This window comes from Cryobacterium sp. CAN_C2, from assembly GCF_015751745.1.
In the GTDB taxonomy this organism is placed as follows: Bacteria; Actinomycetota; Actinomycetes; order Actinomycetales; family Microbacteriaceae; genus Cryobacterium.
Genome location: NZ_JADOUX010000010.1, coordinates 56,589 through 72,373 on the forward strand (window position 1 = coordinate 56,589; position 15,785 = coordinate 72,373).

Sequence of the window (15,785 nt, forward strand, 5' to 3'; positions counted from 1 at the left end):
CGGAACACCCCTCCCTGGTCGAACCCAGTGACGCACGCGAAGGCCGATGGGCTTTGGTAGATTTAGCAGAAGTGAATACTCCATCGGTTTTCGGTCCCGCACAGGGAACACGTGCAGCCGAACACCTGTCGCCGTCCTTCCCCGAACGTGCGGCCTGGGGTACCGCCGGTAAGCTGCGCGCCTGGCAGGCCGAGGCGCTAGAAGCCTATTTTGTGCACGAGCCACGCGACTTTCTGGCCGCGGCCACCCCCGGCGCCGGCAAGACCACCTTCGCCCTGCGCCTCGCCGCCGAACTGCGTTCTCGTCGCACCATCGACCGCATCACCGTCGTGGCCCCCACCGAGCATCTCAAGAACCAGTGGGCGGATGCGGCAGCACGCGCGGGCATCCGTCTCGATCCGATGTTCAAGAATGCCGACCGTAGCTACGGCAGCCACTATCACGGGATCGTCGTCACCTACGCTCAGGTGGCCGCTCGCGCTGCGCTGCACAAGCAGCTCACCGAGTCGAGCCGCACCCTCGTCATTCTCGATGAGATTCACCACGGGGGAGACGCCCTGAGTTGGGGCGACGCGATTCGCGAGGCCTTCGGACCGGCCACCCGTCGGCTGTCACTGACCGGTACCCCGTTCCGCTCCGACACCTCGCCGATTCCGTTTGTCAGCTATCTGCCCGACAAACATGGCATCCGCATGTCCCAGAGCGACTATGCCTACGGTTACGGCCGCGCCCTCTCTGACGGCGTCGTGCGCCCGGTGATGTTCATGGTGTACGCCGGGCATATGAAGTGGCGAACCCGGGCCGGTGACGAGATGGAAGCCAAGCTCGGCGAGGGTAACACCAAGGACATCACGAGCCAGGCCTGGCGCACCGCACTCGAACCGAGCGGGCAGTGGATTCCCGCCGTGCTGCGCGCCGCGAATTCCCGGCTGACCGAGGTGCGGCACGGCATTCCGGATGCCGGTGGTCTCGTCATTGCCACCGACCAGACCACTGCACGCGCCTACGCTGTCATTCTGGAGGACATCTGTGGTGAGCCGGTCACCATCGTGCTGTCCGATGAGAAAGAGGCGAGCGATCGCATCGACGAGTTCTCCAAGAACACCCGTCGTTGGATGGTCGCCGTGCGCATGGTGTCCGAGGGGGTTGATGTACCGCGCCTGGCCGTCGGCGTGTACGCGACGAGCGCGGCCACCCCGCTCTACTTCGCCCAGGCGATCGGCCGGTTCGTGCGGGCCCGCCGGCGTGGTGAGACGGCATCCATTTTTCTGCCGAACGTTCCCGGGCTGCTCAGCCTCGCCAACGCGCTCGAACTGGAACGTGACCACGCCCTCGACCGCAGCAACCGTGACGACGGCGACGACGGCATGTTCAACCCTGAAGACGCCATGGTCGCCGCGGCCAACAAAGAAGACAAAGCCTCCGACGACCTGGGCCAAGACGATTTCACCTGGCAGGCCCTCGAATCCCAGGCGACCTTCGACATGGTCATGTTCGACGGTGACGAATTCGGCGAGCTCGCCGAGCCGGGCACCGATGAGGAATTCGATTTCATCGGCATCCCGGGCCTGCTCGAGCCGGAACAGGTCTCGGAGCTGCTGCGGCAACGCCAATCTCGGCAGTCCAAGCGTTCCACCGACAAGCGAAAAGATCCGGTGACCGGTGAAATCGCCCCGCTCGATCCGCCGCCGCTCTACCGCACGCTCAAGGAACAGCGCACACTGCTGTCCAGCCTCGTGGGTATGTGGTCGAAACTCGCAAACGAACCACACGGCATGATCCACGCCGAACTGCGTCGGCTGTGCGGCGGCCCGGCCGTCGCCCAGGCCAGCGTCACCCAGCTGCAGATGCGCATCGACCTGCTCCGGCGCCGTCTCGGCCGCAGTTAGTTCGGTGACTGCGCCGACCAGCCAGGGGTCCCGGCTCCCACCGGCACACGGGCGACCAGCAGGGCGGTCAGAATGTCGTCCATGAGGTCATCGATGTGTTCCAGCCCGATGGAGATGCGCACGATGCCGGCGGCCGGGCGTGCGTCGGCAGCGACCGGCCGGTGCGTGAGCGAGGCCGGATGCTGCACGAGCGAATCGACCCCGCCGAGAGACACAGCATGGGTGATCAGGCGAAGCGTTTCGGTGAATCGCAGGGCCGCCGCATAGCTGCCGAAATCCAGTGCCAGGAGCGACCCGGCTCCGGAACACTGGCGCCCGATCAACCCCTGGGGGTCTTGGCCGGGCAGACCGGGGTAGAGCACTCGAACCAGCGCGGGGTGGCCAGCCAACCGCCTCGCCACCTCACCGGCTGTCTCCTGTTGAGCCCGCACCCGCACCGGCAGCGTGCGCAAACCACGATGCAGCAAGTAGGCACTGAACGGCGTCAGCAAGCCACCGGTGAGAGCGCGCACCTGGCGCAGGCGCACCATCCACTCCTTGGGGCCGGAGACAGTTCCGCCCATGGCGTCGCCGTGCCCGCCGAGAAACTTGGTCGCGCTGTGCAGCACCAGCGTGGCGCCCGATTGCAGCGGTTGCTGGAGGACCGGGGTCGCGAATGTGTTGTCCACCAACACCGGAACGTCGCCGGCGGCGTGCACCACCGCCCGAATGTCCGTCAGCTCGAGGGTCGGGTTGGCGGGCGTTTCCAGAATGACCAGGCCGGTATCCGAGCGGATGGCCGCAGTCAGGCCGGCGAGATCGGTCCAGGTCACCGTCGTGCCGAGTAGCCCGCTCGCCAGGACATGATCGGTTCCGCCGTACAAGGGGCGCAGGGCCGCGATATGGGGTTTGCCGGCGGTGACCGTCGCGATCAACGTTGCGGTGAGGGCGGCCATCCCGGTGGCGAAGGCCACCGTTCCCTCGGCCTGCTCCAACGCCGCGAGTGCACTTTCGAAGCGGGCGACTCCGGGCTGCCACAGGCGTTGATAGACCGCGGAATCCCCGGGGTTCGGGGTTCCTCCGGTCGCGAGATTCTCGTACGCCTCACCACCCGATTCGACGCCGCGCAGCGGATTAGTGGTCGATAGGTCGATACCGGGAACGTGAACGCCGGCCTCGGTGAGGCCGTCCATTCCGGCATGCACGGCAAGGGTTTCAATATGTGACAACGGTGGCAGCATGCCCCCACAGAAACAGATTCTGTGCTTGCGCGCAAGTGACACTGCAGACCCTTGCGAAACATCTCATCGAATCGCATAAACTCCTTGGTAACGAGGGAGCCACTTGATGGAATCGAAGAAGCCGGAACTTGACCGGGTTGACCGCGCCCTGCTGCGCGCCCTGTCGGTCAATGCCCGGGCCTCGGGGGCAGCCCTGGCGAGCGAAATCGGCGTCGCCGAGTCCACCGTGTCCCTGCGCCTGCGCCGGCTTCAGCAGCTCGGCCACATTCGTGGCTACCGCGCCAATATCGACCTGGCCGCGCTCGGCGCAAGCCTGCAGGCGCTCATATCGGTGCGTCTGGCCAAGCACGCTCGGGTGCAGATCGACGACTTCCGTAATGCTGCCCCGCACTGGCCCGGCGTGATCGGACTGTTCCACACCGCCGGTGCTGACGACTACCTGTTGCACGTGGCCGCAGCGGATGCGTCTCATCTGCGTGATTTTGTGCTGGAACACCTCGCGGAGCATCCCGCCGTCGCCCACACCGAGACGAATCTGATCTTTGAGTACGTCGACGGTGACGGGTGGCAAGATCTGGTGAAGTAGGTCGGCATCGGCCGGGCCAACAGTCGGTTGGTGTCGATGGTTTAAACAAGAACGCCTCCCGCCGAAGCGGGAGGCGTTCTTCGCAAGCTCTATTTAGAGGGCGCGGATGTTCTCGGCCTGAGGACCCTTGGGGCCCTGGGTTACCTCGAACTCGACCTTCTGGTTCTCATCGAGGGACTTGTAGCCATTCGACGCGATCGCGGAGTAGTGCGCGAAAACATCGGCGCTTCCGTCGTCGGGTGCGATAAAGCCGAAGCCCTTTTCAGCGTTGAACCATTTCACGGTACCTGTTGCCATTTGTAAAACTCCTCCAGGAGTGTTAGATCGGCCCCGACTGTCGGGACCGTTCGTCGCGGTATTCGTCGTCCGCTTCCGAAAGGAATGTGGCGCACCAGCTGCGATCCAGATGAATCACAATCAGTACGTTTAAGACGTGCAAGCACTACAACTTCGTATCCAACACTAGCCCACAAGTCTGGATTGTTTAGGAATTCCCGACCTTTTTGACACGAAAGCGTTACGTTTGCTGGAAAAAAATAGGTGAACTCCGGGTCTACCACTGCCCACTTCGCGCTCCATGAAATTTTCGAGAGCTGATGTAAATGAGTTATTCGGCTGTCACGAAGTCGATCAGGTGTTCCACTCGTCCCAGAAGTTGCGGTTCGAGATCCGCAAACGTGCGCACCTGCCCAAGAATGCGCTGCCACGCCCGGGCGATGTCAGCCTGCTCATCGTGCGGCCAGCCGAGCGCGTCGCAGATGCCGTGCTTCCATTCAATACTCCGCGGTATCTGGGGCCAGGCAGTGAGGCCCACCCGGGCAGGCTTCACCGATTGCCAGACGTCGATGAACGGATGCCCAACGACGAGCACGTTCGCTGCGAACGGCCCGAGTGCCACGGCGTCGGCAATGCGGCTCTCCTTGGATCCGGGGACGAGGTGGTCTACCAGTACCCCCACCCTGCGTCCCGTACCCGGACGAAATTCGCGGAGCATTTCGTCGAGGTTGTCGACTCCTTCGATGTATTCCACAACGACGCCCTCGATACGCAGGTCGGCGCCCCAAACCTTTTCAACCAGTTCGGCATCGTGCCGTCCCTCGACAAAAATGCGGCTGGCGCGGGCGACACGAGCGGGTGCGTTGGGTACGGCTGTCGACCCCGAGGCCGTGCGCGTCCGCCCCAGTGCCGCAGCCATCGTCGGAGCAACCAGGGTGACGGGACGGCCGTCGATCAGAAAACCGGAGCCGAGCGGAAACAGTCGCAGCGTGCCGTGCCGATCTTCCAGCGTGACGATTTTTTTTTCCACTCGTAGGACGGCACCGCAAAATCCGGTGGCGACTTCTTCGACGACCAGGTCACGAGTGGCTTCCTGCGTCGGAATCGTAATGCGGCCGGCCTCACGCCAACCGGGGGAGAGCACGTCTGCACTGTATCGATCGTCCATTGCATTGACGCTAGCGGAAGTCCTGCGACATGGTCTGCACGACCACGGTGCGTGGATCAAATTTATAGACCACCGCGTTGATCACTTCTTCCGGCGAGCGTTCGGGCACGCCGCGCACGATGAGAGCCGGGGATTCGCGGGCGATGCGCCGGAAGCGATTCCAGACACCGATCCCGCGATGACGTCGAGCGTTCCGGTCTCGTCATCCAGATTGATGAATGTCACTCCATTCGCGGTGGTGGGGCGCTGGCGGTGGGTGAGCACACCCCGCCTTCGATACAACGGCCGTTCTCCTGCCCGAGCCGGTCCCGCGTGTGCCGGATCGGGTGTTGGTTCTTCCTCGATCGTTGATGGTACTGAGTTGATGACACTGCGGAGTTGATGACACTGCGGCGTTGATGACACTGCGGCGTTGATGACACTGCGGAGTTGATGACATTGCGGCGTTGATGACACTGCGGAGCGCGACGGGCGTTGTGAGGCAGAGGATGGCAGGGTCGATGTCAGAGTGCGTCGGCATCATTATGGTCATCAGCAGCCAGCCCTGCCAGCGTCAGAGAATCCATTGGTTCCGCGGTTTGAAGTCCCCGCAGCAGGCCAATTCGCGCTTGGCACCGCGAGGGCTTTATGGTCTCAAGCCGAAATCCCGCGCGCAGGGAGCGCTCACTTCGGCGCAGATCCTCGAGTTGGAGGCGACGGTGAAGCTGGAACGCTCGGCGCGCACAGCGGATCAGATCCGCCGCATCATGGCCGACACTCTCGGGGATGCGTCGTCGGAATCAGTGTTACTGCGTCACTGTGGCACGCTGCACATTCCGACGGGGAACGGGGAGGTGTGCGGCCGGTTCGAAGCGGACTATCCGAACGAGCTCGGGGTGGGTGATGGCCTGCAAGCCCGCGGCGTTCCCGGAACTTTCTTACGTTAACAACGGCTCGCCGTTCGATCTGGCCGGGCCGATGACCGTCTCCGCCGGCAACGGTGTTCCCGCAGCCGAAGCGGTGCTGTTGGAGATCAAACGTCACGTTCACAGCAAAGCCGTCAACGCTGTCAAAGACGCTGATGCCCGCGCGGTACACGCGTCCTCGATCGACGATTACCCGCTCTTTTCTGAGATTCGCCACAAGGCGGCCCTGAAGGTCCACTCGATCAGCTTCGACACGATGCCCACCCCGCCACTACTGGCGGCCACACCCGCTGCAGCCCGGACGGTCGTCTTCGAATGCGTATCGTCCGCCTGCTTTAAACCCATTACGGTTTCACGTGCACGCCATTCAGTCGTGATGGTCCGTCGCAGGCCCTGCACGCGCACCCGTCACAGTGGGAAGCGGTCGCCCGCATCGATTGGTGCGGAGCCAACGTCATCTCGGCGTGATCACCGGGGAGGTCGGCGCCGGCAAAACCGTCGCCATCGTCATCGAACATGACGAACAACACCGAAAGGTCACTGGCATGCGGACCGTCAATACGCGAGTGCAACAGCTCAGTGGCCTGATGTGCTCAGCAGTGTGCTGCCATCCAGAGTGCCCCGCCAACGGCAGGGCGATGAGTTCCCGCTGTCACGTTCGACATCCATCACTATCGAACGCACGTGCCAGTAGGTCAAGAGCCTAAGGTCGCGAACGCGGGCCCCATAATCCCATCCACCGCATTGCTGCACCGGAAAATACGACGGTGAAACACAACCCGATATTCTAAAGGCATGTGTGGTCGATTTATCATTACCGATACAGCGCCCGATCTGGCTGCCATGTTCGATGTCGAACATGAGGGGGAAAACCTGCCGGAACCGTCGTGGAATATTCGGCCGACCGAGCAGATTCCGATCGTGCTCGAATCCGCGAGAACCGACCCGGCCGTCCGCCGGCTGGAATCGGCCCGCTGGTCATTGATCCCGTCGTTCGCGACGGAACCGACCTCGAAATTCTCTACCTTCAACGCTCGGGCCGAAACCGTTGCCGAGAAACCGACCTTTAAGGCATCCGTGCGGTCACGACGTGCCCTGGTTCCGGCAACAGGCTACTTCGAGTGGCACACCGAGGGCACGGTGAAGACTCCGTACTTCATCCACTCCGACGATGGCCTGCCGCTCGCCTTCGCAGGTTTGTATTCCTGGTGGAAGAATCCGGCCGCAGCCGATAACGATCCGGCCCGCTGGGTGCTGTCCGCCACCATTCTGACAACGGACGCCGTCGGTCCGCTGGCGCGGATTCACGACCGCACACCAGTCGCCCTGCCGGAGGAATGGTGGGACCAGTGGCTGGATCCGCGGACCGAGGGCGACCAACTACTGGTCGATTCAGCCGTGGTGGCCTCCCGCCAGGTCGTAGAGTCACTCAACTTCTATGAGGTCACCCCGGTAACAGGTAACGGCCCAGAACTGATCGAGCCGGTCAACAACGATTCGATGTAAATGCACCCGGCCCTAACCGGTACGCTCGAATCAGTACGATCAACTACGTACGCTCGAAGCAGTGACGTGACGAAATTCCGCGGGCGCTGCCGTGAAAGGATCACCCATGCACATTGTCGCCTTCATCGTCGCGTTTGCGATCTTCGTCTTCGGTTTCTGGCTGTTCGGCCTGGCCTTCTCTGCCACGTCCCTGATGGCGCCGATTTTCATCGGCGGAATCCTGTGCGTGTCCGTCGCCATGGCGATCCCGTTTCACCTGGTGCGCGACTAAGCCGAACCAGCCGGCCCCAAGGCCCCTCCAGCGCCCGTCACGTTTCACGCGGGCGGGCGGCTAGTGCAACAACCCAGCCACGAGGTTGATGAGCGTGGCCAAAATCACCGAGCCGAACGGAAACGACAGCAGCGCGTGGCGCAGCGTCGTCATCCGCAGCGAGTGATTTTGAATACTCGTGTCTGAGACCTGATAGGTCATACCGATTGTGAAGGCCAGGTAGGCAAAGTCGCTGTACCGCGGCGCTTCGGTCTGGTTGAAATCGATGCCGCCAGGGGAGTCGCTGTAATACAGCGACGCGTAGCGCAGAGTGAACAGGGTGTGCACGAGAACCCAGGACAGGGCAACGCTCGCAATGGCCACCCCGGCCAGCAGCCCGCGCTGCGACCCCGAGGTCGCGGGGGTGCCGAGCAGCAATACGACGATCGCACCCAGGCTTGCAAGCCCGGCGAAAAGAATGAGAAATTCCGAGGCGCCCCGCGACGGATCTTCGCGGATCGCGTGACTGGCCGTCGAGTCCGCATCCTGACGGCCGATGACGATCCAGACCCAGCCGATGTAGGTCACGCAGGCGGCCGCCCAACCGAGGATCACCGCGAGGGCCCAGTCACCCGGTAGCCCTGCCGCCACACCCACGACTATCCCGACCACGAGCATGACGACGAGCCGGGTGCTGTACCGGTGCAGGTGTGCAAGTGGAATGGTCACAGGCCGATCGTGGCACACAATGGTCCGGTCAACCGCAGCAGGAACCGTCGGCCCGGTAACAGAATCGCGCGGTAATGTTGATGTCCAATCGATTTCGCACCGATTACCCGAACACGGAAAGGTCCCGCCCAGGATGCAAGACAGCCCGGCCGCATCCACCCCCTACGAGGTTCTTGGCGTGAGTCCAACCGCGACCGACGATGAGCTGCGTCGCGCTTACCGGTTGCTCTTGCGCCAAACCCACCCTGATGTCGGCGGCACCGCGACCGAATTTCACGCCGTGCAGCTCGCTTGGGAGCGCATTGGCAGCCCCGAAAGTCGGGCCGCCTACGATCATCGACGCTTTGATAACCCCGAGCAGACTGCCCCAGGGGATGCCTACGCCGCCCCCTCCGCCAGCGGCCCGGCCACGAAATCCAGCCTGAAAACCCGCATGCACGGTCACCCTGGCGGCCAGGCGAGGCTGAGATACCTCGATTTAGTGCGCGAATGGGCCGGCCGCGGTACGGTCATCGACGACCCGTACGCCCCCGCCCTCATCCGCAGCGCCCCGCGACTCGTGCGCCACTGCCTCGCCAAGGCTTTCGCCGAAGAGGCCACCGCCCAGCTCGTGGCGAACCTCGGCATCGGTTTCACCGCCTGGCATGACGTTGACACCGGCGGCCAGACCGACAAAATCGACCACATCGTTCTCGGCCCGGCTGGACTGTTCGGCATTCTCTCCGAGGACTGGGGCGGCCCGGTTCAGCTGCTCCGCGGGGAGCTGGTCGGCGACGAGCTGCCCGAGGAGGACCGACCGATCCGCCAGTTCGACGACGCCGCCCGAATGATCACCCGGGCCTTCAAGGTGCGCTTCACCGCGCTCATCGTCGTACTACCCGACCGGGCGCTCGACGCCCCCGTGTCGCTGCCCAAACGCGGTCGGCGACCGATGATCATCGTCATCCCGCGGTCACGCCTCGTCGGAGTGCTGCGCGACGGATTGGCCGGCATGGAACGCGGCAGCTTCGAGAAGGTCTTCGAGCTGCGCAGCACCCTCCAGAACGGCATCCGCTTCGTCAACACCTAAACGGTCAGTCGGGCAGCGCCAGTTTCTCGACCCAATAGTGCAGGAACGTAGCCCCGGCCTCATCGTGAATCTGGTCGCCGATCACGATGACCGGGTACGGTCGGTCCAGAATTCCATCAGACGGCCGCACGTCCACATGAGACACGTCGTAGCCGGCTTCATGCAGGTGGTCAGCCATACGGTAGTCGCTGCGGGAATCGCCCACCGAACGCCACAGCCGGGGCAGCGGACCGCTCTGCGCGAAGTAGGCGAGCGCGCGTTTCGCGGCATGGTCCTTATCGAGCGTGACCGATTCAATATCGGTCGAGATGATCGTGGCATCCAACCGAAACGGAATCTCGCCCCACCTATCGGTAGCCTCCTGATCGTCGAAGCGAACGCCGAGCCCGTGTTTGACCAGGATGGCGAATGCGGCGGCGTTGAATTCGGGTTGGCGGGCGAGAAAGTCCTCATGGCTGACGTCGGTGCGCTGCTCGACCGAGATCATTGCCTGCTTGGTCTCGTCGAAGAACATTTCGTTCGCAAACGACTCCGTGACCACCTTGCGCACCTCCTCGATGACAGCCGTCGGCAGGGCGACGGCCCGGTCGACCATCACCTCACCCATTCCGCCCGGCCCGATCGGAAACCACACCGCGCCCTTCTCACAGACGCCGTACATGCGAAAGGTCTCGGGAAGCCCGACCGCCACGAGCGGGGCAACGACCTGCTCGCGAATGAAGTCGGCTGACCGTCCGGTGATGAAGGCGATCGGCACGTGTCCGGCCGCGAGGGTGATCAGGTCGCTCAGAATGCTTGGCGTAGCAATAGTGCGAGTGACCGGGCTGGCAAGCGGACCGTCAACGTCGAGGAGCAGTCCGAGCGGGGACACAGGCGTAGGCATTTCGCTATTGTCCCATAACGGTCGGCGCCGAATCAGGCGGTGACGGCCAGCGGAGGCTACGGCCAACTACGCAAACGCCTATCGTTGTCTGAGATGATTACGCGACGAGAAGCAGCACTACGCCTGGACATTCCGCTGGAAATGGCGGCACGCCACGGAATTCCCTCGCGCCTCAGCGAGGGACAGCTCGCCAAACTCGAGGCGGAACCGCCGGTCTGGCTGGTGCAGTCGCGCGCTAATCGCACCGGTACGAAGCCCGTCTGGGTTCAGCTCACCTGCACGATCTGTGGCTATACCGAAGCCGTCCGCCCGAAAAAGTGGTGGCCGAAGTTCACCTATATCAGTTGCTCAAATCATGGCTTCGACGAGCTGCCCGAGCCGGCCGCCGGTTTCGGCCGCACCGAGTGCGACGGCATCGGCAGCCAGTTCATCGGCATCACCGACGAGGGTACAGTCCAGAGTGCACCCGCCTGACGACCGTTGCGGTACCTGAAAATACACTGATCTCGCAGCTGGCGAGCACCCTGGGGGCGTACGATCACAGTATGAATCTGACTGCAAGAGGTCGTTGAACATGTCTCATAATTCTGTGAAATGGCTTCCCGCCTTCCTCGTACCGGCGGTCGTCGTCGCCGCGGTGATCGCCGTGCCTCTTCAGGCCGGCGCCGCCGTCGATCTGCCCGACAAAACACCCGAGCAGGTTCTCCTCCTGGTGAACGACAGCACCGTGTCGACCTTCTCCGGAACGGTCGTTCAATCCTCTGATCTCGGACTCCCCCCACTGGACGTCAGCCCGGGTATGACTGAATCCATGCAAAAATCCATGACGGAAGGTGCGCCGAAAGGCACGACCGACGGCGCGACCGCGGTGTCGTCCACCGGCGCGCTGACCACGGCACTCGACTTGCTCAGTGGCTCCCACGAGTTTCGAGTGTTTATCGGCGGCCAGGACCAGTCCCGCGTGCAGGTCAAGGACCGCCTGGCTGAACGCGACGTCGTGCATAACGGCAGCGATGTCTGGCTGTTCGACTCAAGCAGCAACGCGGCGAACCATCTGAGCCTTCCGACCGATCTCGCCGCTAGCGCCCAAGCGAAATTCACCGAGCTGGAATCGCAACTGCCCACTGACCTTTCAACGCCTTCCCAGCTCGCCGAACGCTTCCTGAGCGAACTCGACCCGAGCACGACGGTGTCGGTCGGGACCGACGCCCGGGTTGCCGGGCGCAGCGTGTACCAGTTGGTGCTGAAACCGAAAACGGCTGACACTCTCGTCGCATCCGTTTCTATCGCTGTCGACTCCGAGACCGGCCTGCCCCTGCAGGTGACCGTGCTTGCGGAGGGCCAGAGCGCGCCGGCTCTGCAGGTTGGCTTTACCGCCATCAACTTCGCAGCTCCGAACACCGACCTGTTTGACTTCGTGCCGCCCGCCGGCGCCACGGTGACGGAGCAAGCCCTTCCGGCGATGCCCGACGGCGCTACCGCTGATCACGCGGGCGGCCGCAGCACGGCAGCGGGTGAGGTTCCGGTCGTCACGGGAACCGGTTGGTCCAGCATCGTCGAGGTGCCCGCGGCCGCCGTACCAGCCGAACTGAGCAAGAACCTCATGGTCGAACAGGTCACCACGGCTGTCGGCGGCGGTCGGGCCCTGTCAACGTCCCTCGTGACGGTCTTCTTGGCCACCGACGGTCGCGTTTTCGCCGGCGCTGTTCCGCTCGCCAGGCTCCAGGCAGCCGCCGAGTGATCTCTATCGCAGTGCGTCGCGCCACACTGTGACCGGTCAACCCCCGGCTCTCGACCTCGCAATCGAGACCCGGGGTCTGACGAAGCGGTTTGGCACGCAGACCGCAGTGAACGGCATTGACCTTGCGGTTCCCCGCGGATCGGTCTTTGGCTTTCTGGGTCCAAACGGTTCGGGCAAGACCACGAGCATTCGCATGCTGCTGGCACTCACCCAGGCAACGAGCGGCACCATCGCCGTACTCGGCCAGAGCATGCCAACCCGACTGCATGAGGTGCTGCCCCACGTGGGTGCCCTCGTCGAAGGCCCGGCGTTCTATCCCTTTCTCTCAGGTTTGGCGAACCTCTGGCGGCTCGACACCGCTGATCGGCATGCACCGAGCGGTACCCGCCGGGCACGGGTGCAGCTAGCCCTGGAGCGGGTGGGCCTCTCCCATGCGGCCGACAAGAAAGTGCACGCGTATTCGCTCGGAATGAAGCAGCGACTCGGCCTAGCCAACGCCCTGCTGCTGCCGCGGGAGCTGCTCATACTCGATGAGCCCACGAACGGCCTCGACCCCCAGGGCACCCGGGAGGTGCGCAGCCTCGTGCGCTCCCTGGCCGCCGAGGGAACGACCGTGTTCGTCTCCAGCCATCTGCTCGCCGAGGTCGAGCAGATGTGCACGCACGCCGCCGTGATGAGCGCCGGTAGCATCGTCGCCCAGGGCACGTTGGCCGCGCTGCGGCAGGTCGGTGAGACCCGGGTCCTCGTGCGCACACCGGACGCCGCAGGCGCCATGCGCGTGCTCACCCATCTCGGGCTGGAGCCGGCACGCAGGGCGATCGATGCTGCTGACCCGGTCGTCGTCGCGCCGCTCATCAGCACCCGCTGGCAGCCGGAGGCCATCGTGACGGCCCTCGTGGCCGGTGGGGTGCGCATTCGCGGTTTCGCCATCGAAGAGCCGAGCTTGGAAGAACGTTTCGTCGCACTGACCGGGGAGGGTTTTGATGTCGTCCAGTGAAGTTCTGCCCTCGGTGCCGGGCAGCGTGAACCCCGCGCGCCGCGGAGGAGGATGGGACCTGCTCGGTTCCGAGATTTCGGTGCTATTTCGCCGCCGACGTACCTGGGCCATGCTGGTCGCCGTCGCGCTCATCCCGATCCTGCTCGCCGTTGCGGTGCGTTTGTCGTCGTCGACGCTCGCGCCGGGGGAGGGCCCGCCATTTCTTGACCGAGTGACACAGAACGGTCTATTTGTCGGCTTCACCGCGATGGTCGTCGCCATCCCGCTGTTTCTGCCACTCACCATCGGTGTGGTCGCCGGAGACACCATTGCCGGGGAAGCCGGCCTCGGTACTCTACGCTACCTTCTGGTGGCACCAGCCGGCCGGGTGCGGCTGCTGCTGGTCAAGTACGTCGGTGCCGCCCTGTTCTGCCTGGTGGCAACGTTGACTCTTACGGTGTCCGGAGCGCTCATCGGCGCCGCCCTTTTCCCGGTCGGCCCGGTCACCCTGCTGTCTGGCGACACCATCAGTGTGACCGAGTCCCTGTTACGCTCACTGCTGGTGGCCGCCTATGTCACCGTGTCTCTGCTGGGCCTGTCCATGATTGGGCTCTTCATCTCCACGCTCACCGATGTTCCCGTCGGGGCGATGGCGGCGACAATCGTGGTGTCGGTAGTAGCGCAGATCCTCGACGTCATTCCGCAACTGTCGTGGCTACACCCGTGGCTGTTCAGCCATTACTGGCTCGGATTTGCCGACCTGCTGCGGCAGCCCCTCGATCTGGGCTCGTTTGGCCAGAACGCGATCGTTCAGCTCTGCTACCTGGCCGTTTTCGGTGCCTTGGCCTACAGCAGGTTCGTGACCAAGGATATTTTGTCCTGAAATCATTACCCGGCCAATGGTGCCGTCACTATCCAATCGGATTAACGAGACAGGGCCGGATCCCTGGGATCCGGCCCTGTGAACTGTCTCAACCAGTCCGCGTTGATCTCCCGAAAGAAATCTCCGTGTCCGAGATGGGAATTGAACCCACACGCCCTTAACGGGCACTGGCACCTCAAGCCAGCGCGTCTACCAATTCCGCCACCCGGACTGGGTGAAGGCCTCCGGACGAACCGGCTGCCGAGGTAATAACTTAGCATGGATTAGAACCCCGGTTGTGTCACTGTGCCCGTGACGACGGGTAGCGTTTGATCATGGCTTCCTCCCCGAACGTGCCCACGGCAGCTAGTCCCGCTGATACAGCGGGTACGTCGCCCACAGATGCCCCACAGAAACTCGACCTGACCGCCGAAATCGCGCGTGATCTCATTCGGTTTGACACCACGAACTATGGTGGGGGCCGTTCCAACGGCGAAACGGATGCGGCCGAGTACGTTGCCGAGAAGCTGCGAGCCCTCGGCTTGAAGCCCGAGCTGTTCGATTCCGAACCGGGCCGGACCAGTGTTGTGGCGCGGGTGACGGGACGCGGTCCGTCCCGGGACGCCCTGGTCGTGCACGGTCACCTCGATGTCGTGCCGGCTGACGCGGCCAATTGGAGCGTCGACCCCTTCGCCGGCGTCATCAAGGACGGCCTGCTGTGGGGCCGTGGCGCGGTCGACATGAAAAACATGGACGCAATGATCCTGGCATCCCTGCAGGACGTGATCTGCGCCAACGGTGCGCCCCAACGCGACCTCGTCATCGCCTTCTTCGCCGACGAAGAGGCTGGAGGCGTGCTCGGCTCGCACTTTCTCGTGAATGATCACGCCCACCTGTTCGACGGCGCGACCGAAGCGATCAGCGAGGTCGGCGGATACTCGATCATGCTCGGCGGCAAACGCGCCTATCTGCTGCAAACCGGAGAGAAGGCGCTCATCTGGGTCAAGCTCGTCGCCCGCGGGGACGCGGGGCACGGCTCCCGCATGCACCCGGCCAATGCCATCACACGGCTCGCCGAGGCCGTGGCCAAACTGGGCCGCCACGAATGGCCGATTCGGCTGACCGACACGACCGAGCAGCTCCTGGGCGAGATTGCTCGCATTCTCGACGTTGATCCGCAGCGCGTCGGCCCCGACGAACTCGCCCTGGCCACCGGAACCGCTTCTGGCTTCATCCAGGCCAGCCTGCGGACAACGGCCAACCCGACAGGCCTGACCGCCGGGTACAAGCACAACGTCATCCCCGACACGGCCGAAGCGCTCATCGACATCCGTTCACTGCCGGGGGAGGAAGACCTCGTACTCGCCCAGATTCAGCAGCTTGTCGGTTCCGACATCGAGATCGTGACCATGCACCGCGACATCGGTCTGGAGACCGAATTCAGCGGACCGCTGATCGAGGCCGTTGTGAGCACACTGGAGCGCCATGACCCCGGCGCACCGGTTCTGCCCTACCTGTTGTCGGCGGGAACCGACAACAAAGCGCTCAGCACTCTCGGGATCAAGGGTTATGGTTTTGCGCCCCTTCGACTCCCGAATGACTTGGACTTTCCTGCAATGTTCCACGGAGTGGACGAACGGGTGCCGCTGGACGCATTAGTGTTTGGCAGGCAGGTTTTGACTGATCTGCTATCAAAATATTGACGCTGTGAGCACCGCGCTCGAC

At 63.6% G+C, this 15,785-nt stretch carries 17 protein-coding genes and 1 tRNA gene; 12 read left to right on the forward strand and 6 right to left on the reverse strand.

Annotation, left to right across the window (positions count from 1 at the left end):
- The first annotated feature begins 71 nt into the window (after positions 1–71).
- Positions 72–1,889 (forward strand): DEAD/DEAH box helicase, encoded by a 1,818-nt coding sequence (locus tag IWX77_RS09750; protein WP_297413168.1) that lies wholly within the window; start codon positions 72–74, stop codon positions 1,887–1,889.
- Here the strand turns inward: IWX77_RS09750 and IWX77_RS09755 are convergent.
- Positions 1,886–3,109, reverse strand: a complete 1,224-nt coding sequence (locus IWX77_RS09755; RefSeq protein ID WP_196844322.1) for a trans-sulfuration enzyme family protein — start codon at positions 3,107–3,109, stop codon at positions 1,886–1,888. The two genes, IWX77_RS09750 and IWX77_RS09755, sit on opposite strands and share 4 nt — an antisense overlap.
- 106 nt (positions 3,110–3,215) lie before the next feature.
- Here IWX77_RS09755 and IWX77_RS09760 point away from each other — a divergent pair, with 106 nt between their 5' ends.
- The gene (locus tag IWX77_RS09760) at positions 3,216–3,695 is read left to right on the forward strand and encodes an Lrp/AsnC family transcriptional regulator (RefSeq protein ID WP_092107921.1); all 480 of its coding nucleotides are present in this window, start codon (positions 3,216–3,218) and stop codon (positions 3,693–3,695) included.
- A gap of 93 nt (positions 3,696–3,788) precedes the next feature.
- On the opposite strand, the gene cspE is transcribed toward IWX77_RS09760, so the two are convergent.
- Positions 3,789–3,992: a transcription antiterminator/RNA stability regulator CspE gene (cspE, locus tag IWX77_RS09765; RefSeq protein WP_035840308.1), complete on the reverse strand. Its 204-nt coding sequence runs from the start codon at positions 3,990–3,992 to the stop codon at positions 3,789–3,791.
- Positions 3,993–4,302: 310 nt separating this feature from the next.
- Positions 4,303–5,139, reverse strand: coding sequence for a DUF3097 domain-containing protein (locus tag IWX77_RS09770; protein ID WP_196844323.1), 837 nt, complete (start codon positions 5,137–5,139; stop codon positions 4,303–4,305).
- A 500-nt stretch (positions 5,140–5,639) separates the two neighbouring features.
- On the opposite strand from IWX77_RS09770, the gene IWX77_RS09775 reads away from it, so the two are divergent.
- The 4 genes from IWX77_RS09775 to IWX77_RS09790 all read left to right on the forward strand — a co-directional run bounded on the left by IWX77_RS09775 (position 5,640) and on the right by IWX77_RS09790 (position 7,821).
- Positions 5,640–6,065, forward strand: a complete 426-nt coding sequence (locus IWX77_RS09775; protein ID WP_196844324.1) for a hypothetical protein — start codon at positions 5,640–5,642, stop codon at positions 6,063–6,065.
- Complete coding sequence (locus tag IWX77_RS09780) at positions 6,022–6,564, forward strand: hypothetical protein (RefSeq protein WP_196844325.1); 543 nt, start codon at positions 6,022–6,024, stop codon at positions 6,562–6,564. Before IWX77_RS09775 ends, IWX77_RS09780 begins: the two co-directional genes overlap by 44 nt.
- Positions 6,565–6,839: 275 nt before the next feature.
- Positions 6,840–7,550 carry an SOS response-associated peptidase gene (locus IWX77_RS09785; protein WP_196844326.1) on the forward strand — a complete coding sequence of 237 codons (711 nt, stop codon included), beginning with the start codon at positions 6,840–6,842 and terminating at the stop codon, positions 7,548–7,550.
- A 106-nt stretch (positions 7,551–7,656) separates the two neighbouring features.
- Entirely contained in the window at positions 7,657–7,821 is a 165-nt protein-coding gene (locus IWX77_RS09790; RefSeq protein ID WP_196844327.1) for a hypothetical protein, read from the forward strand.
- A 60-nt stretch (positions 7,822–7,881) separates the two neighbouring features.
- Here the strand turns inward: IWX77_RS09790 and IWX77_RS09795 are convergent, their stop codons facing one another.
- A complete protein-coding gene (locus tag IWX77_RS09795) occupies positions 7,882–8,529 on the reverse strand; it encodes a DUF1345 domain-containing protein (protein ID WP_297413169.1) in 648 nt (215 codons plus the stop codon).
- Between the two features lie 133 nt (positions 8,530–8,662).
- On the opposite strand from IWX77_RS09795, the gene IWX77_RS09800 reads away from it, so the two are divergent.
- Entirely contained in the window at positions 8,663–9,598 is a 936-nt protein-coding gene (locus tag IWX77_RS09800) for a DnaJ domain-containing protein (RefSeq protein WP_196844328.1), read from the forward strand.
- A gap of 4 nt (positions 9,599–9,602) precedes the next feature.
- Here IWX77_RS09800 and IWX77_RS09805 read toward each other — a convergent pair whose 3' ends face one another.
- On the reverse strand, positions 9,603–10,481 hold the full coding sequence (locus tag IWX77_RS09805; protein ID WP_297413170.1) for a hypothetical protein: 879 nt from the start codon (positions 10,479–10,481) through the stop codon (positions 9,603–9,605).
- Positions 10,482–10,574: 93 nt separating this feature from the next.
- Between IWX77_RS09805 and IWX77_RS09810 the strand changes: the two genes are divergently transcribed.
- The 4 genes from IWX77_RS09810 to IWX77_RS09825 all read left to right on the forward strand — a co-directional run bounded on the left by IWX77_RS09810 (position 10,575) and on the right by IWX77_RS09825 (position 14,081).
- Entirely contained in the window at positions 10,575–10,955 is a 381-nt protein-coding gene (locus tag IWX77_RS09810) for a hypothetical protein (protein WP_196844329.1), read from the forward strand.
- Positions 10,956–11,070: 115 nt separating this feature from the next.
- A complete protein-coding gene (locus IWX77_RS09815; RefSeq protein ID WP_196844330.1) occupies positions 11,071–12,222 on the forward strand; it encodes a LolA family protein in 1,152 nt (383 codons plus the stop codon).
- A 28-nt stretch (positions 12,223–12,250) separates the two neighbouring features.
- A complete protein-coding gene (locus IWX77_RS09820; protein ID WP_196844331.1) occupies positions 12,251–13,219 on the forward strand; it encodes an ABC transporter ATP-binding protein in 969 nt (322 codons plus the stop codon).
- Positions 13,206–14,081 (forward strand): ABC transporter permease, encoded by an 876-nt coding sequence (locus IWX77_RS09825; protein ID WP_196844332.1) that lies wholly within the window; start codon positions 13,206–13,208, stop codon positions 14,079–14,081. Before IWX77_RS09820 ends, IWX77_RS09825 begins: the two co-directional genes overlap by 14 nt.
- Before the next feature lie 126 nt (positions 14,082–14,207).
- Here the strand turns inward: IWX77_RS09825 and IWX77_RS09830 are convergent.
- Positions 14,208–14,292 (reverse strand) — tRNA-Leu (locus tag IWX77_RS09830).
- A 103-nt stretch (positions 14,293–14,395) separates the two neighbouring features.
- On the opposite strand from IWX77_RS09830, the gene IWX77_RS09835 reads away from it, so the two are divergent.
- Positions 14,396–15,763: a M20/M25/M40 family metallo-hydrolase gene (locus IWX77_RS09835; protein ID WP_196844333.1), complete on the forward strand. Its 1,368-nt coding sequence runs from the start codon at positions 14,396–14,398 to the stop codon at positions 15,761–15,763.
- Positions 15,764–15,785 lie beyond the last annotated feature (22 nt).